This window comes from Hellea balneolensis DSM 19091 (assembly GCF_000428525.1).
Taxonomy (GTDB): Bacteria; Pseudomonadota; Alphaproteobacteria; order Caulobacterales; family Maricaulaceae; genus Hellea; species Hellea balneolensis.
This window is the reverse complement of sequence record NZ_AUAC01000008.1, coordinates 134,494-155,399: the sequence shown is the minus strand read 5'-3', so window position 1 is coordinate 155,399 and position 20,906 is coordinate 134,494. Positions and strand designations below refer to the sequence as shown.

Sequence of the window (20,906 nt, the reverse complement as noted above, 5' to 3'; positions counted from 1 at the left end):
CAATGGATGTTTTACCGGATGAGCGGCTTTATGTGGCGCTCGACCTTCCGACAATCGCGCAAGCTCGCGACATGGTTGAGACATTAGAGGATGCGGTTGTCAGCTATAAAATCGGGTTGCAACTACTTCCGCTTGGCGGGGCGCAATTTGGGCAAGAGCTCAAGGCGATGGGCAAGAATGTATTTTACGATTTCAAACTTCACGATATTGGCGCAACGGTTGAAAAAGCGGCGCGGTCTATTAGCGGTCTTGGAGCGGACTTGCTTACGGTTCATGCGCGCCCGGATGTCATGGTGTCAGCAGCGGCGGGGCGCGGGGATAGCGGCTTGAAAATATTGGGCGTGACCGTTCTCACCTCACTTGACCGGCAAGCGCTCGAAGATATTGGCTATAACTACTCCGCAGAAGAGCTGGTCATGCGGCGCGTTGAACAAGCCTTAGAGGCGGGGATTGACGGCGTTGTGTCCAGTCCCTTGGAGGCGTGCAAAATTCGGGCGCGTGTGCCGGATGATTTTTTGGTGGTGACGCCGGGCATTAGGATGCCGGGCGGAGATAAAGGCGATCAAAAGCGCATTGCAACGCCGTGGGCTGCGCTAAACGGCGGAGCTTCGCATATTGTCGTTGGCCGCCCGATCACCGCCTCTGAGAACCCGCGTCAGGCCGCTTTGAATGTATTGGCGAATATGCGTGCATAAAAAACCTCCCGCTGAAAGCGAGAGGTCTTCACTATGTGGTCTATAAGAGCTGTGAGTGTAACAGCCCGAAGTCTTTAACCGCAGCGGCGTCCGTAATGACCGCCCTGATAACCACTTTGGCCCCAACGGTCACCATAACGGGATGTATGTGTCACGACTGTGCAGCCCGACCAATAAGGCACTGCAACAGGTACAGGATAACGCACATAAACAACGGGGCGTACAACGCGGTAATAAGTCGTTTGCGGAACCGGCTTCACAACATTGTAACAGCCAAGAACTTTTGCGCCGCTCGGATTATGAACGCTAACGGGGCAGGAAGTGGCTTGCAAAGATTCGTTTGCGCCAAGACCTGGGACAGAGGCTGTCGATCCAGAAAAGCCGTACATTTGCACATCGCCGCCCGCATAAGCGTTGCTGATTGATCCTGTCCCGTAAGTGCTGTCTGCATATGACGATGACACTGTGCCAGAATAGCTATTGCCGGAATAGCTATTGGATGACCCATATGAATATGACGAGGCCGATGCGTAGCTTGACGCATTATTCGTAGCATAGCTTGGCCCAGACCAGCTTGAAAGCGACGGAAGCGTAGAGCTATGGCCCGAACTTGTACAATATGTGCCGGAATTACAGCCTGCAAATGCTGCGCTAGACATTAGAGTGGTTGCAGCGATCGCGGCAACAGTAGTAAAAATACGGGACATAACCCACCTCTCAATTTGATACATTTGCCAAACAACACTGCAACAGCTGTGCCAAAGCAAAGTGATTCCCCTGAGAGACGATTCTCTTGAGTCCTTAATTTTAAGACGTTTGATGGAAAGTCAGCCTCAAAAGAGGTTGTGTCATCTGATTAAAGTGTCAGCGCCATATAGCGGGAACATCCCATGGGATTGTCGTAATATCGTTCGATATCCTTAAAGCCCAACTCTTCATAGACGCGGTTGGCATGGGTTAGACCCGCATCTGTATCCAGATAGATTTTTTCATAACCTCTTTTGCGGGCGTCTATTATTGTTGCGCGGGTTAGTTTCTCGCCGAAACCATGCCCGCGCCCTGCGGGACGGCTGTAAAGGCGCTTTAATTCACAAATGCCAGGCTTAAACGGTTTCAAACCACAGGCGGCGACGGGAGCGCCGTCAAGCTTGGCCAGAAACAGGGCATCATATGTGTTTGGAAAATCGGCAAATTCTTTTTCTGTGCCTTGAAAGTTCAGAGATTCGCCAAGATAGTCCTCAATAAAATGCATATATTCCAGGAATATGGCTTTGACAGAAGCAATGTCTTCAGACGTCTTGGCAACACATATAACTTCACGTGAGATCACGCGGTGTTTCTCCTTATGCGCCTGCCGCAAGTTCTAAGCGGTCAAGTAAGGCCGTATTCACCCGGCCCGTCTCAGGCAGACTATTGGCCCGCTCAAAACTCATAATGGCAGCCCGTGTTTTGGGTCCTATTGACCCATCAGCCCCGCCAATATCGTAACCCAAATCGGTCAACAGTGTTTGAACCTGCTTAACTTGAGAGACTTGACTACCGGAAGTCTTATTAGCTCTATTCCATGCCACATTACGGAAGATGCCATTGGCCGCTTCATCAATTTTTCTGGGTTGGAATTTTTTAATGCGCGCCGCCGCACTGACCAGATTTGTTTGATCTAAAGTTGGTGTCAGGGTCTCAACACGGGTTTTGGCAAATTGGTCACCTTGAGCTGCCGCGATGGAATACCAGACAAAAGCTTCATTGACATTTTTGGGCAATCCTTGGCCGCTTTCAAATAAGACGCCGAGGTTAAATTGTGAATCCACAACGCCGCGCTCAGCCGCTTTTTCAAACCATTTGGCCGCAATAGGTAGGTCTGATTCAACGCCTCCCCGTCCCTCGGCATAATAAAGAGCCAGATCATGCATAGCGATACGGTTGCCATTGGTTGCCGCGCGTTCTGTGAGCTGCCTTGCCATATTGGAATCTTGCGAAACGCCTTCGCCAACTTCGTAAAGTTTTGCGAGGCGGTATTGCGCGGCAGGTTGGTTCTGATTGGCGGATTTTCGTATTAGCGCGACACCTTCATTGGTGCGCCCCTCTTCAAGATAAGAAAGCCCAAGCTGGAATTGCGCGACAGGATCTCCTGCTGCTGCGGCAGAGTTAAGTGTTTTCGCTTCAGAGGAGCCCGTTTTGACCTCAGGGGCTTTATTATCGGCATAATCACCAATTGGCGCGGCGGATGTATCAGGCGTAGGAATTGAAACAGGCGCTGTTTTTGTGGCCGCTTGTTGAGTTTGAGCCATTTGTTGCGGCGCATTCGGGGTGTTATCTCCACCAAAGACACCCTTTGCGGCTACAAGTCCAATTACTGCGATACCCGTTGCAAGAGCCGCAACGCGCAAGTTTCGTCCCGTTAGTTTAGGCAGGGCGGATTTAGTCTCGCTCTCTCCGCCGATACGCATACGGTCCATTGTAGGGTCATTTTCTGCATAGGCCGGATCCGCATATGGCAGGACGTCAAGTTCGGCGTTCACAGGCGGCGGAGGCGGGGCTGATGTCTCAACAGTTTCAAAATCACGGATTGGAAAATTGGCCGCCATTGGCTCCGCAGCTCCTTGAGCTTGCGAGGAGGCAGCAGTTTGCGGGGCGCTTGCAGGCTGTGCGTAATCTGCGGGGTTAAACTCCACTGGAATATGCGCCTCTGCGGCAGGCGCTTGAGACTCGTTGAATTGAGAGGCTAAATAAGGGTTCGGAGGAATAGCTTCAGCGCTCATTGGGGCATCAGGAACAACAGAAAATGCATCTGGTGCAGTCATATTATAGGCATCAGACCTATAGGCGTCCTCGCTGTGAAGATCCTGCGCGCGGTTTAGCGGCGGGGTATAGTCCTCAGATATGTCTTGGGCAGAAACAACACTAAGCTGGGGTGCGTAGGCGGCCATGGGCGGGTCTATCGGGGCCTCATGACTGTGGCTTTGATAATTTTGCTCGGGCATTTCAGGCGGGTTGGCGACAGCATATTCCAAACCTTCGAGCCGCGCGGTCAGGGTTTCAATGGTTCTCTCAAGGTGTTGAGTATCATGTTGAGCGGCATTCACGGCGACATTATCAATGCGGCGCTCTAGCCCTGCGCGGTATGTTTCAAATTCTCTTTGCGTTTGCAGGGCAACTTCGGAGACTTTCTCCCGAATGGACAGCTCGCTTGCCGTGTTACGCTGTGTCAGCTCACCCGAAAGCTCAGCAATCTTATCGCCAACACGGGCCAAAGCCTGCGCCGTATCTTTTTCGATTGTATCAACGCGCCCGCTGAGGGCCTTATGATTATCTTCGGTGTGTATTCTTAACTCAGATATTGAGGCTTGGCGGGCTTTGGCTTCCTCTTCAATCCGCGCCTCGACAGCAGTGGCGATGGCTGAAAGATGGCGATTAACTTTCGAAATTGCGGCAGCCTGAGCGCGTTCGGCGACATCCATACGTTGCTGAGCTTGTGACAAAGCAGCATTTAAATTTTCGACGGTCGGATTCGCTAAAGCGGTCTTAAGTCCCGCATTCACTTGAGACTGTGTTTGCGCCATCATATCCGTCAGCTTGGCGGAAAGCTGATTTACATTACGCGTTAGCGCCGCCTTACCGGCGGTTCTGTCTTTGCGGGTGCGTTCATCCAGAGAAGCCACGGTGCTTTCAAGGGCTTTTACGCTTTTACGCGTCAAAGTGTCAGCCCGCTTCATACGTGTTTCAAGACTTGAGATTTGTTTTAAAAGCTCTTGGGGAGAGGAGGCGGAGTTTTTTTTGGCAGCCGTTTTGCGGCTTACAGTCTGGGAAGCGTTTGTTTTTGGCGTAGATTTTGTCATTTCCCCAAAAGCCTTTTCAAATGCCTCATTGGCCCACATGCGGTTGCACGGGCTTACTCAAGTGCAATAGAAGGTGATTGTGGTTAATGACGCGTTAAAACGTTAACTTTTTTGTCCCTTTTTATGGGACTTTTCACAGCCCGCCGGCAATATGGAGCTCTGATAAATTACATTCAAATCACTTGACGTTGACGTCAACGTCAACTATGTGGCTATCATGTCAAAAAACAACCATATGTCGCTCGGCGAAGCGAGTTGGGGAATCCGCGAATTTGCGGAGATCTTTGACGTGACGCCGCGAACGATCCGGTTTTACGAGGATAAAGGTCTTTTAAAGCCTGCGCGGAATGCCGGAGTGCGTGTTTTCGATGCCGAGGACTATCTTCGTTTCGAACGTATTATGCGCGCCAAACGTATAGGATTTACACTGGATGACATTAAAGAAGTGCTCGAAGTGACGGATGGTCATATTAAAGACCGTGTTGAGCTGTTGCGCCGTAAGAAAAACTTCGAATCTGCTATTCGGTCCTTAAAACGCCGCCGTGAGGATATAGATGTGATTTCGAGAAATATGTCTGAAATATGCGCGATCATTTCTCAAAATGTGGAAAATGTGCCGGATAGTGACGGCGTTTTCGATCTGGCTACGGCTTATGACGCTAAATTTAAACAAACACTGGCAGATGATTATTCTGCCGAAACATTAGATCTAAAAGGATAAATCATGCCTGTTTATAATGCTCCCGTGCGGGATATGAAATTCGTCATGCAAGAAATGCTCAATGTCGGGCAGCTAACGGATTATGAAAAATATGCCGAAGCGGATACGGATACGCTGGACGCTATTCTTGAGCAAAGCGCGAAGTTTACGTCCGAAGTGCTTGCGCCGCTGAACATCGTTGGCGACCAAGAAGGGTGCAAGCGCCATGAAGACGGCAGCGTCACAACGCCGACAGGGTTTAAAGAGGCTTATCAGCAAGTCGTTGAAGGCGGCATGATGGGATTGGCGCAAGACCCCGAATATGGCGGCATGGGTATGCCAGGCGTCTGGCACATCGCAGCAGGTGAAATGCAATCTGCTGCAAATATGGCCTTTGCTATGTATCCAGGCCTCACAAATGGCGCGGTAGCTGCGATTAAAATTGGCGGCTCAGATGATCAGAAAAACACATTCCTGCCAAAAATGATCTCAGGGGAGTGGACGGGTACAATGAACCTAACCGAGCCGCATTGTGGTACCGATTTGGGTATGTTGAAAACCAAAGCCGTGCCTAACCCTGACGGGTCTTATAAAATCACAGGCCAGAAGATTTTCATCTCTGCGGGTGAGCATGATATGTCAGGTAATATCATCCACCTTTGCCTCGCCCGTATCGAAGGCGCCCCGGCTGGCGTGAAGGGAATTTCGCTCTTTATTGTCCCTAAATTTAAACTCGACGCAGAGGGCAATGCGGGTGAGCGCAATCCTGTCACTTGCGGCGCGATTGAGCATAAAATGGGTATTCACGGAAATTCAACTTGCGTGATGAATTATGATGAAGCCGAAGGATATCTTATCGGTGAAGAGAATAAGGGTCTGAAGGTCATGTTCGTCATGATGAACCGCGCCCGCCTCGATGTCGGGATGCAAGGCCTTGCGCAATCCGAAGTTGCGTATCAAAACGCGGTGGCATACGCTCAAGATCGCCTCCAAGGCCGCTCATTGACAGGGCCAAAAAATGAAAATGGCCCCGCCGATCCGATTATTGTTCACCCTGATGTGCGCCGTATGCTTTTGGAAACAAAAGCCTTTAACGAAGGCGCCCGCGCTCTCGTCTATTGGGCCGCGCTTATGGAAGACCTCGAAGGTGTCCATCCGGATGAGAAATACCGGGAAAAGGCGGATGATTATCTGGGTCTTTTGACGCCCGTTATTAAAGGCTACCTCACTGACAAAGCGATGGCGACAACAATTGATTGTCAGCAAATCTTTGGGGGTCACGGCTTTATCGAAGAATGGGGCATGAGCCAATTTGTGCGCGATACGCGTATTGCGCTGATTTATGAAGGCGCAAACGGTATCCAAGCGCTTGACCTTGTTGGCCGTAAACTCGCCCGCAAAGGCGGTCGTGCGCTTATGACGCTTAATTCGGAAATTGATGCCTTCCTCGGCGAAAATGCCGATAATGAAAATGTCGCAGAATTTATGGGCGGGCTGAAAGATGCCAAGAAAAAGCTGACCGAAGGCACAATGTGGATGATGCAAAACGGCATGACCAACCCTGATAATGCAGGGGCTGGCTCTGTCGACTATATGCACATGATGGGCCTGACGACTCTCGCCTATATGTGGGCAAAAATGGCCTTAACAGCCCAAGCGCAAATTGATGCCGGGTCTAATGATGAGTATTACACAAATAAAATCATCACAGGCCGATATTTCGTGCTGCGTATGCTCCCTATGATGGACGCGCATTTGGCGAAAATCAAAACAGGCGCGGAACCGCTCATGGCGCTCGAAGCCGCTGCGTTTTAATTAATTACATAAAACAGAGGATCAGCTTTGGCTGGTCCTAATAATTTGGAGGAAAGACAATGGCCGTTATAGATTTTAAAAACCCCGATTGGTATGACGAAGAAGATATCAATATTTTCCGTGAGGCCGTGTACGGCTTCTATGACCGTGAAATGGCGCCGCATTCGGAAAGCTTTCGTAAGAATAAAAAAGTGGACCGCAAATATTGGAATATGGCCGGCGAAATGGGCCTTTTAAACTGCGCTATCCCTGAAGAATATGGCGGGGGCGGTGGTGATTATCGCCACGAAATGATTATCATGGAAGAGCTTGTCAAAGCCAAAGTCGATGGTTTTGGTCTCTCGCTGCATAATGCCATTGTCGCGCCTTATATCCTGCATTACGGCACGGAAGAGCAGAAGCAAAAATGGCTTCCGAAAATGGCGAGCGGTGAACTTGTCGGCGCGATTGCCATGTCAGAGCCTGGAACAGGCTCTGACCTGCAAAGCGTCAAAACAAATGCCAAAAAAGACGGTAATGGCTGGGTCATTAATGGCTCTAAAACCTTCATCACAAATGGTGGTACCGCCAATCTGATTATCGTTGTGGCCGATACGGGCGGCGAAGGAAAACACTCCAAGTCACTTTTCGTGGTTGAAACGGATGACCTCGAAGGTTTCCGCCGCGGACGTATTCTCGATAAAGTTGGCATGGACGCGCAAGACACAGCTGAGCTGTTCTTTGACGATATGAAAGTTCCGGCAGATGCACTTTTAGGCTCTGACACAGGCATGGGCTTTATTCAGCTTATGAGCGAGCTTCCGCAAGAGCGCCTCAATATTGCAGTGCAATCCGTCGCTCAGATGGAAGCGGCTTTGGAAACAACAATCGAATATGTCAAAGAGCGAAAAGCTTTTGGCAAGCGCATCCTAGATTTCCAAAACACACAATTCGAACTCGCGGAATGTAAAACGCTTGTCACGATCGCAAAAACATTTGTCTATGATTGCGCCGAGAAACATCTTCGCGGAGAGCTAGATACAGTGACGGCCTCTATGGCGAAATACTGGACAACAGATAAAGAATGCGAAATCATTGACCGCTGCCTCCAACTTCATGGCGGATACGGCTTTATGAACGAATACCCCATCGCCCGCATGTATCGCGACAGTCGGGTGCAACGCATTTATGGCGGGACTAATGAGATCATGAAGCTGCTGATTGCGCGTTCACTTTAAAGAACACATAAAATAAACGAATTAAATAATCCTTCAAAGGAGGCCCATAATGGCTGACGCATATATTTTTGACGCGGTGAGATCACCGCGCGGTAAAGGCAAAAAGAGCGGGAGCTTGCACGAAATAACGGCGCTCTCATTATTGACACAACAGCTCGAAGCTGTGCGCGACCGTAATGACCTCGACACATCCAAGATTGACGATATTATCATGGGCTGTGTGTCACCTGTGGCGGGACAAGGCGCGGATATTGCGCGAACAGCCTCTATCACGGCAGGCTATGCTGAGACAGCAGCGGGCGTAACCATTAACCGTTTTTGTGCCTCTGGCCTTGAAGCGGTCAATATGGCAGCATCCAAAGTTATGGCCGGCATGGCCGATATGACAATTGGCGGCGGCATTGAGCATATGTCGCGCGTGCCTATGGGCAGTGATGGCGGGGCGATGGGTGTTGATCCGCAAATCGCATTTGATCATGCCGTTGTGCCGCAAGGTATTTCAGCCGACTTGATTGCCACGAAATATGGCTTCTCTCGTGACGATTGCGATGCCTATGCGGTTGAATCGCAAAAGCGCGCGAAAAAGGCTTGGGATGAAGGCCGTTTCAAAAAATCTATTATCCCCGTCAAAGATCAGCTTGGCGTAACGATTTTGGATCATGATGAGCATATGCGTCCGCAAACAGATATGCAGTCCCTCGGCTCGCTGAACCCGGCTTTTGAAGCTATGGGGAAAGTCATGCCCGGCATGGATTATGTGGCGATGCAAAAATATCCCGAAATCGAATCCATTAAACATGTTCACCATGCGGGTAATAGTTCTGGCATCGTGGACGGCGCGGCAGCTGTTCTCATCGGAACGAAGGAAATGGGTGAAGCTCTTGGCCTTAAAGCGCGTGCGCGTATTAAAGCGTTTGCGGAAATTGGCTCCGAGCCCACTATCATGCTGACAGGTCCTGAGTTTGTCGCGACCAAAGCGCTGAAACGCGCAGGAATGGACGTCAATGATATTGATATTTACGAGCTGAACGAAGCTTTCGCTTCAGTCGTGCTGCGTTTCATGCAAGCGCACAACATCAACCATGACAAAATCAATGTGAATGGCGGCGCGATTGCGATGGGCCATCCGCTCGGCGCAACAGGCGCAATGATCCTCGGCACAATGGTGGATGAGCTTGAGCGTTCTGACAAAGAGACATCGCTGATTACGCTTTGTGTTGGCGGCGGCATGGGCTCAGCCACGATTATTGAAAGAGTGTAACGAAGCGTGTCCTCACCCCACGCAGTGGGGGAGGTGTCCGAAGGACGGAGGGGGAATCTCTATCAGCAGACGAGACGATAAAAAGGAAAGAAAGTATGCCAGACATAATCGAAAAAACATGCCTGCCGCGGAAATCATTCTTTGGGAAGCTATCAGGCGTAAACAACTCGGCGTTTCATTCCGTCGGCAACACCCAATTAAACCCTATATCGTTGACTTTGCCTGTATCTCGGAAAAATTGATAATTGAACTTGATGGCGACAGCCACATTGGAAATGAAAGTTACGACGAAGAGAGAACCAAGTATTTAGAAGCCAAAGAATGGCAAGTTCTGCGGTTTTGGAATTATGAGATTTATGATCAGCTTGATGAGGTTATTGAGCAAATAAGAAACAATATTGAGGGTGGACATTAATTCCCCCTCCGTCTTAGCGTTTCCAAGGAAACGCATAGACACCTCCCCCATAAATGGGGTGAGGACGCGAAGGCTAAGATTTTAGGAGACTAACAAAATGAAAAATTTCAAATTAGATAAAGATGCTGATGGCGTGTTGCTTGTCACATTTGATATGCCGGACCGTTCTATGAACGTGCTGAATGTAAGTTCAATGAGCGAAATCGCAGAGCTAACGGATATGATTAAATCCGATGACAGCATTAAAGGCGCCGTCATTACATCCGGTAAAAAAGCCTTTTGCGCGGGGGCCGACCTTGAAGAAATGGGCAGCAATCTGTCAGGTGCGCGTGAGCAAATGGCCAAAGATCCAGAAGGAGCTAAAAAAGCTCTCTTTGAGAATGTTTATAAGTTAAATCAATTATTCCGTGACCTCGAAACCTGCGGCAAGCCTGTTGCAGCGGCGCTGAACGGTCTTGCCCTTGGCGGTGGTTTTGAATTTGTGATGGCGTGTACTGGCCGCTTCGTGGCTAATGATAATAAGAGCGCCAAAGTCGGACTTCCAGAAGCCCTTATTGGTTTGTTGCCGGGAGCGGGCGGTACGCAGCGTCTGCCGCGTCTTGTTGGCTTAATGGCGGCCTCTGGTGTTCTCTTGCAGGGTAAACAGCTCCGCGCCGCTGAGGCGCAAGCGATGGGTATTTTCCACGCCGCAGTTCCAGCAGATGAATTAATTGCGACAGCTAAAAAATGGGTTCTTGATAATCCCAAAGCGAAGCAACCTTGGGATATGGACCGCTTTAAGTTTCCGGGCGGCGCGCCTTACACGGCGCAAGGCTATCAAATGTTTGCGGGTGCCAATGCTATGGTGCGCAAAGAGAGTTTTGGTAACTATCCGGCCATGCGCAATATCGTTGCTTGTGTCTATGAAGGCAGCCAAGTCCCTATGGATGCGGCGCTTCGCATTGAAAGCCGTTATTTCTGTGACCTGATGCTCCGTCCCGAGTCTGGAAATATGGTCCGCTCACTCTTCCTCTCCAAGCAAGCTTTGGAAAAAGGCGAAGCACGCCCAGAAGGTCAAGAAAAAGGCGAAGTTAAAAAAGTCGGCGTGATTGGCGCAGGCTTTATGGGTGCAGGTGTGGCTTATGTCTCTGCCATGGCAGGCCTTGATGTTGTCCTGATCGACCGAGATCAAGAAGGCGCGGATAAAGGTAAGCAATTTACGATTGATGAGCAAATGAAACGGGTGAAGCGTAAGAAATCTACGCAAGAAAAAGCCGATTCAATTATCAACCGCATCGAAGCCACGACGGATTATTCCAAACTCAAAGATGTTGATCTTATTGTTGAAGCTGTTTTTGAAAATTCAGAGCTTAAAGCCAAGATCACTAAAATGGCCGAAGAGGTTATTGGTGACAAAGCCGTCTTTGGCTCTAACACGTCAACTATTCCAATCACGGATTTGGCGAGTGCCTCTAGCCGTCCTGAAAATTTCATTGGTATTCACTTCTTCAGCCCCGTCCATAAGATGATGTTGGTTGAAATTATCAAAGGCGAGAAGACATCTGATTATGCCATCTCTCGCGCCATTGATTTCGTCTCTAAAATTCGCAAAGTGCCTATTGTTGTTGAAGATACACGCGGTTTCTATGCCAATCGTTGCGTCATGCGCTATATCCAAGAGGGTTATAATATGCTCTCCGAAGGCGTGAAACCTACGCTGATCGAAAATGCGGGTAAAATGGCAGGCATGCCGGTTGGACCGCTAAGTCTGCAAGATGAAGTCGCAATTGATTTAGCCTATAAAGTTATGACACAAACCAAGCATGACCTTGGCAGCCAATATGTCGAAGGCAAAGGCGATGTTATCATCGATAAGATGTATAACTCTGAACGTTATGGCCGTAAAAACGGCAAAGGCTTCTATGTCTATGAAGGCCGCGAAAAGCACCTTTGGCCAGAACTCGGTCAATTTGCGGTCAATGGTCTCCAAGACCCACAGCCAAATGTTTCTGATATTAAAGACCGGTTGATGTATGCCCAAGCGATTGAGGCGGCACGCTGTTTTGATGAGAGCATCATTCATGATCCGCGCGAAGCTGACCTCGGCTCGATCTTTGGTTGGGGCTTTGCGCCCTTCACAGGCGGCGCGATAAGTTTCATCGACACGATTGGAGCAAAGGCATTTGTGGCCCGCGCTGATGAGCTCTTAGAAAGCTATGGTCCGCAATTCGAAGTTCCGAAGCTCCTTCGCGAAATGTCAAAAAGCGGTGAAACATTTTACAGTAAGTTCAGCCGTAAAGCTGCGGCTTAGATAAATAGACTCCTTCTCCCATGGGGAGAAGGTGCACGAAGGGCGGATGAGGGGTCCTTGATTGTCGTTTGGCACTCCCTTTTGACATCGGGCCCCTCACCCGCCGCTACGCGGTCCCCCCTCTCCCTATGGGAGAGGGAGTCACTAAAAAAGAAAGAGACCATCATGTCAAAAGTCACAACTACTATAAAAGACGGCGTTGCTGTTATCGCGCTTGATGACGGCAAAGCTAATGCCCTGGGCTCACAGATGTGGGCGGATTTAAATGCGGCTTTGGACGAAGCGGAAAGCGCAGATGCGATTGTCGTAATCACAGGTCGCGAGGGCATGATGTCCGGCGGATTTGATCTCAAAGAAATGGGCGACGGACCACAAGACGCGCTAGAACTCACTTCTAAAGGCTCAAAATTTGCACGCCGCCTCATGGCATTTCCACGCCCTGTTATTATGGCGGCCCCGGGTCACACCATTGCCATGGGCGCTTTTCTCGCACTCGCTTGTGACTATTCCATGATTAAAGAGGGTGATTTTAAAGTCGGCTTAAATGAGACCCTCATCGGCATGACTATGCATAATTTCGGAATTGAAATGGGCCGATATCATCTTGCAAAAAATTACTTTAACCGCTGCGTCATCAATGGCGAGATTTTCAGCCCCAAAGGCGCGATGCATGCCGGTTTCTTTGACCGCGTCGTCCCCGCCGAGCAATGGCCCATGGCGATACCGATGGTGGGACAGATGTTCGGTCAATTAAATCCTAAAGCCTTTAAAGAGACCAAACTCCGCAGCCGTAAAGAGATTTTTGCGATACTTGATCAAGCAATTGAAGACGATCTGGATCCCGCTAAAGTCCACGCGATGTAGTTTGTATCGGTAATGCACGAACATGTTTCTCAAAACTTAAATGGTAGAGATTTCGTCGTTGGCGATATTCACGGAGCCTACGGCCTCTTAATAGAAGAACTAAGACGTGTAGGGTTTAATAGAGAGAATGACAGGTTATTTTCTGTTGGTGATCTCATAGACCGAGGGCCTGACAGCGAAAAATGCTTAACTTTATTGGATGAGCCATGGTTCTACCTTGTAAGAGGCAATCACGAACAAATGCTGATAGATGCCGTTAAAAATGGCGAAGGTTATGACTGGTGGAATAGCTACGGATCATGGACAAAATGGATACTTCCTGAAAAGGTTGAAAGTTGGGCAAAGCAGTTAGCACTGCTTCCAATCTCAATGACACTTCAATGTGAAGAATTTGCGGTTGGTATTTGCCACGCAGAAACAGATGGTCAGAACTGGAAAGCCAGTCGTGAGAACCCACGCAGTGAAAACGCAATGTTATGGGGACGGCGCATATTACGTGGGAATATAGACTATAATGTGGAGGGAGTTGACATAACCATTCATGGCCATACTCCTTTGGATTCACCAAGATGGGTCGGAAACCGCTACTTTCTAGATACAGGCGCGTGGGAAACAGGGATTTTGACACTGAGAAAAGTTGCTGATTTGTTTTCTGAGTATAATTCAGTTTCAAGCGTGTTTGGGCGATAGATATGAATCCCACTCCAACCCGTAAATCCTACGAGCTGCGCGATGGGCGGATTTCAGCTGTTCATTTCGGGGATACATCCAAACCTCCTCAGCTCGTTATGCTCAACGCCAATGGATTTAATGGCTATAGTTATAAGACGATTTTGGAGCCTTTGGGGGCGCATGCTATTGCGCTTGATTTGCGCGGTCACGGCCTGAGTGAGTTGTCGACAGATGTTGCCACGCTTAGGAATTGGCATATTTTTCGCGATGACATTGTGGAGTTTTTCAGCCGTTATATTGAGGGTCCTGTTGTTTTGGCGGGGCATAGCTATGGCGCAGTGACAGCTGTGCTCGCCATGCCGAAGATTAAGGATAAGGTCAGCGGTTATGTCGGCTTTGACCCTGTTTTAGTGCCCGCGCCCGCGAGAGCCTTTAACCGCCTGCCCTGGGGGCGTAGCTCCATGAAAAAACGTCTGCCCATCGCCAGAAATGCGGGTCGGCGCCGCGCAAAATTTGATAGTTTTGAGGCGGCCTTTCAGCGTTACCAAAATCGCGGGGCTTTTCGAGGCTTTACGGATGAGGCTCTGCGCGATTATTTAACGGGCGGCCTGATTGCTGATGGGGAGGGGGTTAAGCTCGCCTGTGATCCACTCTGGGAACAAGCTATTTTCGTCGCCCAAGGCCATAATGTCTTTAAGGCTGTACCGTACCTCCCGCGCCAAAATTCTCACGTGACCTTTGCTGGAAAACATGGCGCAGTCAGCTTCCGTGCGGGTCGTAATGCTTTTGCCAAAATCATCGGTGCGGAAAATGTGATTTTTGATAAAAACCGCGCCCACATGTTCCCGATGCATGACCCGGATTATGCTACGGCACGGTTGCGGGATGCGTTAAACCCGTAATCCCTCAACTACATTAGTTTGTAACGCCGCCACTTGCGCGTCGCTCGCTTTAATGAGTTTACGCGCCTTTAAATCAAACAGGCAGCCATCCCCGATCATGGAAAAGAAGCACTCGCCCGTAACGACGTCAAAAATATGGTGAACGAGTTGCCGTGTATAGGCATTGCCCGCTTTCAGGCCGGAGTAAAAATGATAGGCATCTCCGGCTTCTGCGGGTCGGTGAATGAAGATTTGCGCCTCAAGCAAAGCGCCTGATTTTCCGCTAGCGAGATAGTCAGTATCAAGAAATTCTGGGTAACCATCTGACATGTGAGAGATCGTTTCCGTTGTGCGCCCCATAAAAGCTTGCGGCGTCACGCCGCCATCCACACCGATTTCAAAGGGCTGGAAAACACCTGAGCCGATATGCTTCGCGGTAAGTTTTTTAATATCCGTCTCGCGCGGCTTTGACGGTATGGTGTCATAAGAAAGATTTCGCGGCTTGGAGGGCTGCGGCGCTTCGACCTTAAAGGGGGTAATCGCCGCTTCAAACCGCTTCGGCCACGGGAAGGCCTGTTTCGTCCGCAGGGATATGTGTTCAACATTTTCGACCACAGTCGCGGCAATGCGGCCATCGCCATGATACATCATGTGGCAGAGCCGCGCAGTTTCCTCGCCCAGAGATAATAGCCCCGTTTCAATAAAAAGCGGATTATCAGGCCGCGCCTCGCCGAGATATTTAATATGAAAGTCAGTCACGCGAACGCTCGAAAAAGCGTTCGATTTGAAGGCTTCATGTAGTCCCGCGCGTATGAAAAACATTTGTCGGGCTTGCATGACCTTGGTCATGTAATGGCGCATATTTAAATGACCCAGACCATCACATTCCCAAGCGGAACATTCACCAGCCCATGTTTTTAAAAATCCGCCCACCTGTTATGCAGCGCATTTTCCGCAGGTGCCGTAATGCTCAACAACTGAACGGTCAATTTGAAAGCCGTCCGGTTTGCAATCCGCATGGTCATGTGCGTGGCGCTCCTCGACTTTTTCGCAAGCCTCGCAGATAAAAAACTCTGCAAGGTGTCCGCTATGCCCATGGTCACAGGCGATAAAGGCGTTCAGGGCTTCGACGCGGTGAACAAGGCCAAGTTTTGAGAGGAAATCAAGCGCCCTGTAAACTGTTGGCGGTTTGGGCGAACCCACCTCAGGGCTGAGGCGGTCTAATAGGTCATAGGCCTTAACAGCTCCGCCATCTTCTATAATTAGTTCAAAGACATGGGCGCGCAGTGCAGTAAAACGCTCGCCTGCCGCTTCGCAAGTGGCGCGCGCAGCGGCAACCCGTTCAGATGTGGACATATCGTGATGGGAATGGTCATGGCTCATAGTGTTATCCTAGACTCTGGCGCGCCATTCGCCAATAGGGATTCAGATGTTGAAAGCGGTCATAAAATTGTCTAGAGGGCGGACTTGAATTACAGGATTACGCCCTCATATGGGGCATTAAATACGAAAAGAGGGACCATCATGGCCGAACCACAAGCACCCGTCGCCGTTTCCGGCAACGTAATGTTCTATAAAAACCCACAGCCGCTGACCAAAGAGACGCATGATAAATTTGGGGTCAAGCAAGTGGATAAGCCGTTTGAATTTATGGCTGAGCAGCACTTCCTGCCTTTGACAGCGCCTGAGTTTGGCGCAGCAGCGGCTTCTTTCCCGATTATTTTTGCCGGAGAAGACCGCTCACCTTTGGCTGTCATGGGTATTCGTTCAGGTGAAAACCTTTTCGTCAAAGAAGGACAGTTTGAGCAGGATTTCTACATGCCGGCTTTTGCCCGCCGCTATCCTTTCGTGCTCGCCAGTGACCAAGCCAATGACCGTTTTGTCGTCTGCGTTGACGAGTCTGCGGAATGCGTCACAAATAAAGCGCCTCAGCAAAAGTTCTTTGAAGGCGCGGATACCTCACAATTCACACAAGAAGCATTTCAATTCTTGCAAAATTTTGAACGTGATCGTCAAGCCACTGAGCAAATGATCAATACATTTAAAGAGCTTGATTTATTCGAGCAAAAAGAAATGAACTTCCAAGGCCAGAATCCTGACGGATCACCGGCCGAGCGTCAGAAGATTGCAGATTATTTTGCGATCACCGAAGAGCGCCTGAAATCGCTTCCGGCTGAGAAATTGAAAGAGTTCACAGATAATGGCTATTTGGCTGTAGCTCACGCACATATGGTGTCGCTTGGAAACTGGCAGCGTCTCGTCAACATGACGCTCCGCCGTGCTAATAATGTTCCGGCTCCGGCTCCAGCAAAAAAAGCTCCGGCCAAGAAAAAGCCGGCCGCTAAAAAGAAGAAATAAAATCTCTTTAAAGACTTAAACAAAAGCCCGCTCATCGAAGCGGGCTTTTTTATTTGTCCAAGCCCCAAAGCTCAAGAAACTCTGGCGGAGGCTCTATTCCTGGCGCCACGGGGTAAACATTATCAGATGTGCAAACAGATCGATGTTGCCCATATTTAGTCATGTCAGCCTGACACTGTTTCATCTTTGAGAATGTCTCGCGTTCAAAATTGCTTAATGGGCGGTACATTTGTCGGGACTTCAATTTCTCAAATGCGTGGCTATTTGCTACAAATTGAAAGGCCATATTTGAAGGCCTCTCTAAATCGAACCTATCATTAAAACTGACTTTACTTTCGTCGAGCCAAATGCATGCTTTTGAGCCGCTGGCATACCATTGTCCTTTTTTATATTCCGTCCAGTTGAGCTCCGTGGGGGTCGACCAGTTAATTCCCATCTGTGTAATTTCGGGCACCATGCTCTCGACAACCATAACGCCATCGGGCGGGTTGATATAAGAACTAGCTGTTAAGTTGCGGTTCGTGGCGGCTAAGAAAAAGAGACTAATAAATAAGACAGCATGCCACGTTATCAAAGCCCAACTGGCGGGTCTGTGAAATGCGCGGTGTACTGATACGCAAAACCAAAATAGGCTCATAAAAAGGCATATCCAATAAGTTAGAGTAAATATAGATGGCCACCAAGAGCTTTGCCCCATGGTCAAAATCATTTCCACGCAAGGCGCGGTTGTCACTTCAAAGATGAAAAATAATCGCAGAGAAATGAAAAACATGACGCTGATCAATATCAACGTAACCCAATCCAAAATATCTAAGTGAAAGGATTTATCAGCCGCATATCGTTTTGCGCGGCGCTTTTCCCAGCGATATATTTTATCACTCCCCATGATATAGATATGGGTAGCCGCATATTAAGTTTAAAGACCGCCCTCAAATTATAAAGTCAAAGCCCAACGCCGCTTGTATAGCGGTTTTGGTGTTTCAGACTCAATATAACGCCGTCTCAATTCCCTGTGATAGAGCCCTATGAGGGTTAGATTTGTTAAGGCGGGCGGGTTATAAGCAGGCTGAATTCGGAGATCTTAATGCGCGCATTTTTCTTAAGCCTTCTGGCCTGGTGCCTCGCCGCCCCTGCTTTGGCAAGCCAATCCCTACCTGTCGATACGGGTAAGGTGACGGCGTCACTTGTTAGTTCTCATGACAGTGTTGCGCCCGGGCAATCTTTTCATGTTGCGCTTCGCACGGAGCTGGATGACCTTTGGCATACTTACTGGCGCAATCCCGGCGATAGCGGAGAGCCTGTGCAAATCAATTGGCAATTGCCTCAGGGCGTGACTGCAGGGGCGATAAATTGGCCTTTGCCGCGCACCATCCCCACCGGCCCCATTGTTAATTACGGTTTTGAAGGGGCCCCGCTCTTTCCGGTAAAATTCACCGTAGATCCTAGCGTGGAGAGCGGCTCGGTCATTACGATTGTGTCTGAGTTTTACTACCTTGTCTGCAAGGATGTTTGCATCCCTGAACAGGGCAGCGTTAGCCTACCTATTGCTATTGGCGAATCTGTTGAGGATATAGGCTGGAAAACAGAAATTGACGCGGCTCTTGCGGCAACGCCCAAGCGCGGTGATATTCAAGGCGCAATTCAAAAATCAGGCACGGCCTTGGAGATGAGTTTTACAGACCTTCCGAGTGGTGATTTTTCAAAGGCTTATTTCTTCCCCTATGAGCAAGGTATTTTAGGGCATAGTGAGCCTCAGCTTATCACCCGGGGATCAGACGGTCTTAAGCTTACAACGACACCGGATTATATCTGGGATAATGACGTGCCGGATATGTTTGAGGGCGTGCTGACCTACATTGAGGGCGGACAGCTTAAAGGCACAGAGGTTGCCTTGGCCGTAGGGCAATCCCTTGACATTGGCGCGGCAGCGCTTCCCAAAGCGAGTGCGGGCGGCGTGACGCTTTGGACCGCGATAATTGGCGCCTTGATTGGCGGCTTAATCTTAAACCTGATGCCATGCGTCTTTCCGGTCATTTCCATAAAGGCTTTATCAATCGCCAAATCCGCCCATGGCGAGCGGTCTAAAATAAAGCGTGAAGCCTGGCTTTATACGGCGGGCGTAATCGCGACCTTTATGTTGCTGACGCTATTTATTCTGGGTCTTAAAGCGGGCGGCGCTGAAATTGGATGGGGCTTTCAGTTGCAATCCCCTAAAGTCGTTGCAGCTCTTGCAGTCCTACTTTTTGTCATTGGGCTTAATTTATTAGGCGCATTTGAATTTGGCTCTAGTTTGCAAAATACGGGCGCAGAACTGACGCAGAAATCAGGCGCTGCAGGGTCTTTCTTTACAGGCGCTTTGGCCGTGATTGTGGCCACACCTTGCACTGCGCCGTTAATGGCAGGAGCTGTAGGATATGCTCTCGCCGCGCCTGCATTTGTAACGCTCGTTGTCTTTCTGGCATTGGCTATCGGATTTGCGCTGCCTTTCCTTTTAATCGCTTATGTTCCGGGACTCTTATCAAAGCTACCTAAGCCCGGCCCTTGGATGGTGCGCTTTAAAGAGGTTTTGGCCTTTCCAATGTTTGCGGCGGCTATATGGCTCGTCTGGGTGCTAAGCTTACAAGCGGGTGAAGACGGCGTCTTGATCGCTTTATCTGCGATGCTCGCCGTTGGCCTTGCGGTATGGTGTTTCAAAAGCAAGACACTTATCAGTAAAGTGATAGGTGCAGCCGCAGTATTAGCGGCGATAGTCTTTCCTTTGACCGTTACGACAAGCGGGGCGTCATCCGAAATTATATCGACTAAAGTCAATGCGGAAAGCTGGTCACCTAGCCGCGTGGCGGAGTTGCAAGCAGAAGGTCGTTCCATCTTTGTTGATTTTACTGCCGCTTGGTGCGTGACTTGTAAGGTGAATGAGAAATTGGTCTTAAATCAAGCGGAAACGCAAAAATTATTTACAGAGACAAATACGGCTTTTCTCATTGCGGATTGGACGAATAAGGATGATGTGATTGCAGCTGAGCTTGCAAAATATGGCCGCGCGGGTGTTCCGCTTTATTTGGTCTATTCTAACAATTCCGTGAGCCCTGCTATTTTGCCTCAAGTTCTAACTTATGATGTGATAAAAGACGCTATTGCTGGGGAGTAATCCCAAAAGCTTTAATCAGCGTATTAAAGCTAACTTTAAGAGAGGACTTCAAAATGACGATGTCAAAAATTCTATTTTCTACACTTGCTGTTTCCGCGTTGGCATTGGCCGCGCCAGCCACCGCCAAAATCGCAACAGGGTCAAATGTCTCGGACATGACAGTCACAGACTCAAATGGCGTTCAGCATAATCTGTCTGATTTTGCAGGTAAAAAAGTCGTTCTCGAATGGACGAATGAGGGCTGCCCTTATGTCAAAAAACACTACACAACGAATAACATGCAAAAGACTCAAGCCATGGCAACAGCCGAGGGTGCGGTCTGGTTGTCTGTGATTTCAAGTGCGCCCGGTAAGCAGGGCTACAAATCCGGCGATGAAGCGAATGCTTGGAAAACTGATCAAGGCGCGGCTTCAACAGCTATCGTGCTCGACCCTGACGGGGATATGGGCAAAGCCTTTGCCGCGAAGACTACGCCGCATATGTATATTATCGATGAGTCGCAAACACTCGTCTATCAAGGCGCGATTGATGATAACCGTTCTGCCAGTCCTGCGACTGTCGAAGGCGCAAAAAACTATGTCGTGGCCGCAATGGATGATTTGAAAGCGGGTAACGCAGTTGCTGTCTCAGATACGCCGCCCTATGGCTGCTCGGTCAAATATAAATCATAGCCCTATAAAAATATGAGCTAACGTAAGTTTAGCGCATGACGCCCCGCTGCCCACCTCTTGGCAGTGGGGTTTTTTATTGC

19 protein-coding genes are annotated in these 20,906 nt (G+C 49.4%); 13 read left to right on the top strand and 6 right to left on the bottom strand.

All coding sequences use genetic code 11. The features are described from left to right. Nucleotides 1-2: 2 nt before the first annotated feature. A complete protein-coding gene (gene pyrF / locus F569_RS0113475; protein WP_026942626.1) occupies nucleotides 3-695 on the top strand; it encodes an orotidine-5'-phosphate decarboxylase in 693 nt (230 codons plus the stop codon). Between the two features lie 74 nt (nucleotides 696-769). Here pyrF and F569_RS0113470 read toward each other — a convergent pair whose 3' ends face one another. The 3 genes from F569_RS0113470 to F569_RS0113460 form a co-directional block, all read right to left on the bottom strand. After that, a complete protein-coding gene (locus F569_RS0113470; RefSeq protein WP_034388946.1) occupies nucleotides 770-1,402 on the bottom strand; it encodes a hypothetical protein in 633 nt (210 codons plus the stop codon). Nucleotides 1,403-1,551: 149 nt separating this feature from the next. Next, nucleotides 1,552-2,025 carry a GNAT family N-acetyltransferase gene (locus F569_RS0113465; RefSeq protein WP_026942624.1) on the bottom strand — a complete coding sequence of 158 codons (474 nt, stop codon included), beginning with the start codon at nucleotides 2,023-2,025 and terminating at the stop codon, nucleotides 1,552-1,554. Between the two features lie 13 nt (nucleotides 2,026-2,038). Then, nucleotides 2,039-4,534, bottom strand: a complete 2,496-nt coding sequence (locus tag F569_RS0113460; RefSeq protein WP_162143785.1) for an SEL1-like repeat protein — start codon at nucleotides 4,532-4,534, stop codon at nucleotides 2,039-2,041. 217 nt (nucleotides 4,535-4,751) lie between these two features. Here F569_RS0113460 and F569_RS0113455 point away from each other — a divergent pair, with 217 nt between their 5' ends. The 9 genes from F569_RS0113455 to F569_RS18170 all read left to right on the top strand — a co-directional run bounded on the left by F569_RS0113455 (nucleotide 4,752) and on the right by F569_RS18170 (nucleotide 14,670). Beyond that, nucleotides 4,752-5,255 (top strand): MerR family transcriptional regulator, encoded by a 504-nt coding sequence (locus F569_RS0113455; RefSeq protein WP_026942622.1) that lies wholly within the window; start codon nucleotides 4,752-4,754, stop codon nucleotides 5,253-5,255. 3 nt (nucleotides 5,256-5,258) lie between these two features. Then, nucleotides 5,259-7,049: an acyl-CoA dehydrogenase C-terminal domain-containing protein gene (locus F569_RS0113450; protein WP_026942621.1), complete on the top strand. Its 1,791-nt coding sequence runs from the start codon at nucleotides 5,259-5,261 to the stop codon at nucleotides 7,047-7,049. Between the two features lie 59 nt (nucleotides 7,050-7,108). Next, complete coding sequence (locus F569_RS0113445; protein WP_026942620.1) at nucleotides 7,109-8,266, top strand: acyl-CoA dehydrogenase family protein; 1,158 nt, start codon at nucleotides 7,109-7,111, stop codon at nucleotides 8,264-8,266. Nucleotides 8,267-8,315: 49 nt separating this feature from the next. Then, nucleotides 8,316-9,527, top strand: coding sequence for an acetyl-CoA C-acetyltransferase (locus F569_RS0113440; RefSeq protein WP_026942619.1), 1,212 nt, complete (start codon nucleotides 8,316-8,318; stop codon nucleotides 9,525-9,527). After that, on the top strand, nucleotides 9,481-9,942 hold the full coding sequence (locus F569_RS19990; RefSeq protein WP_267879454.1) for an endonuclease domain-containing protein: 462 nt from the start codon (nucleotides 9,481-9,483) through the stop codon (nucleotides 9,940-9,942). The genes F569_RS0113440 and F569_RS19990 overlap by 47 nt, the downstream gene beginning before the upstream one ends. 97 nt (nucleotides 9,943-10,039) lie before the next feature. Continuing rightward, nucleotides 10,040-12,232, top strand: coding sequence for a 3-hydroxyacyl-CoA dehydrogenase NAD-binding domain-containing protein (locus tag F569_RS0113430; protein ID WP_026942618.1), 2,193 nt, complete (start codon nucleotides 10,040-10,042; stop codon nucleotides 12,230-12,232). A gap of 165 nt (nucleotides 12,233-12,397) precedes the next feature. Further along, on the top strand, nucleotides 12,398-13,096 hold the full coding sequence (locus F569_RS0113425; protein ID WP_026942617.1) for a crotonase/enoyl-CoA hydratase family protein: 699 nt from the start codon (nucleotides 12,398-12,400) through the stop codon (nucleotides 13,094-13,096). Between the two features lie 12 nt (nucleotides 13,097-13,108). Next, entirely contained in the window at nucleotides 13,109-13,786 is a 678-nt protein-coding gene (locus F569_RS18175) for a metallophosphoesterase (protein WP_051279899.1), read from the top strand. A gap of 2 nt (nucleotides 13,787-13,788) precedes the next feature. After that, nucleotides 13,789-14,670 (top strand): alpha/beta hydrolase, encoded by an 882-nt coding sequence (locus F569_RS18170; protein WP_051279898.1) that lies wholly within the window; start codon nucleotides 13,789-13,791, stop codon nucleotides 14,668-14,670. Here the strand turns inward: F569_RS18170 and F569_RS0113410 are convergent. Further along, complete coding sequence (locus F569_RS0113410) at nucleotides 14,659-15,582, bottom strand: thioesterase family protein (protein ID WP_026942616.1); 924 nt, start codon at nucleotides 15,580-15,582, stop codon at nucleotides 14,659-14,661. The two genes, F569_RS18170 and F569_RS0113410, sit on opposite strands and share 12 nt — an antisense overlap. 3 nt (nucleotides 15,583-15,585) lie before the next feature. Next, the gene (locus tag F569_RS0113405; RefSeq protein ID WP_026942615.1) at nucleotides 15,586-16,032 is read right to left on the bottom strand and encodes a transcriptional repressor; all 447 of its coding nucleotides are present in this window, start codon (nucleotides 16,030-16,032) and stop codon (nucleotides 15,586-15,588) included. A gap of 141 nt (nucleotides 16,033-16,173) precedes the next feature. Here F569_RS0113405 and F569_RS18165 point away from each other — a divergent pair, with 141 nt between their 5' ends. Next, on the top strand, nucleotides 16,174-17,007 hold the full coding sequence (locus F569_RS18165; RefSeq protein ID WP_084169027.1) for a SapC family protein: 834 nt from the start codon (nucleotides 16,174-16,176) through the stop codon (nucleotides 17,005-17,007). A 49-nt stretch (nucleotides 17,008-17,056) separates the two neighbouring features. Here F569_RS18165 and F569_RS0113395 read toward each other — a convergent pair whose 3' ends face one another. Next, the gene (locus F569_RS0113395) at nucleotides 17,057-17,893 is read right to left on the bottom strand and encodes a hypothetical protein (RefSeq protein ID WP_026942614.1); all 837 of its coding nucleotides are present in this window, start codon (nucleotides 17,891-17,893) and stop codon (nucleotides 17,057-17,059) included. 198 nt (nucleotides 17,894-18,091) lie between these two features. Between F569_RS0113395 and F569_RS0113390 the strand changes: the two genes are divergently transcribed. Both F569_RS0113390 and F569_RS0113385 read left to right on the top strand, forming a co-directional pair. Further along, nucleotides 18,092-20,155, top strand: a complete 2,064-nt coding sequence (locus tag F569_RS0113390) for a protein-disulfide reductase DsbD family protein (RefSeq protein WP_051279897.1) — start codon at nucleotides 18,092-18,094, stop codon at nucleotides 20,153-20,155. Between the two features lie 53 nt (nucleotides 20,156-20,208). Beyond that, nucleotides 20,209-20,826, top strand: a complete 618-nt coding sequence (locus F569_RS0113385) for a redoxin domain-containing protein (protein ID WP_034388941.1) — start codon at nucleotides 20,209-20,211, stop codon at nucleotides 20,824-20,826. Nucleotides 20,827-20,906 lie beyond the last annotated feature (80 nt).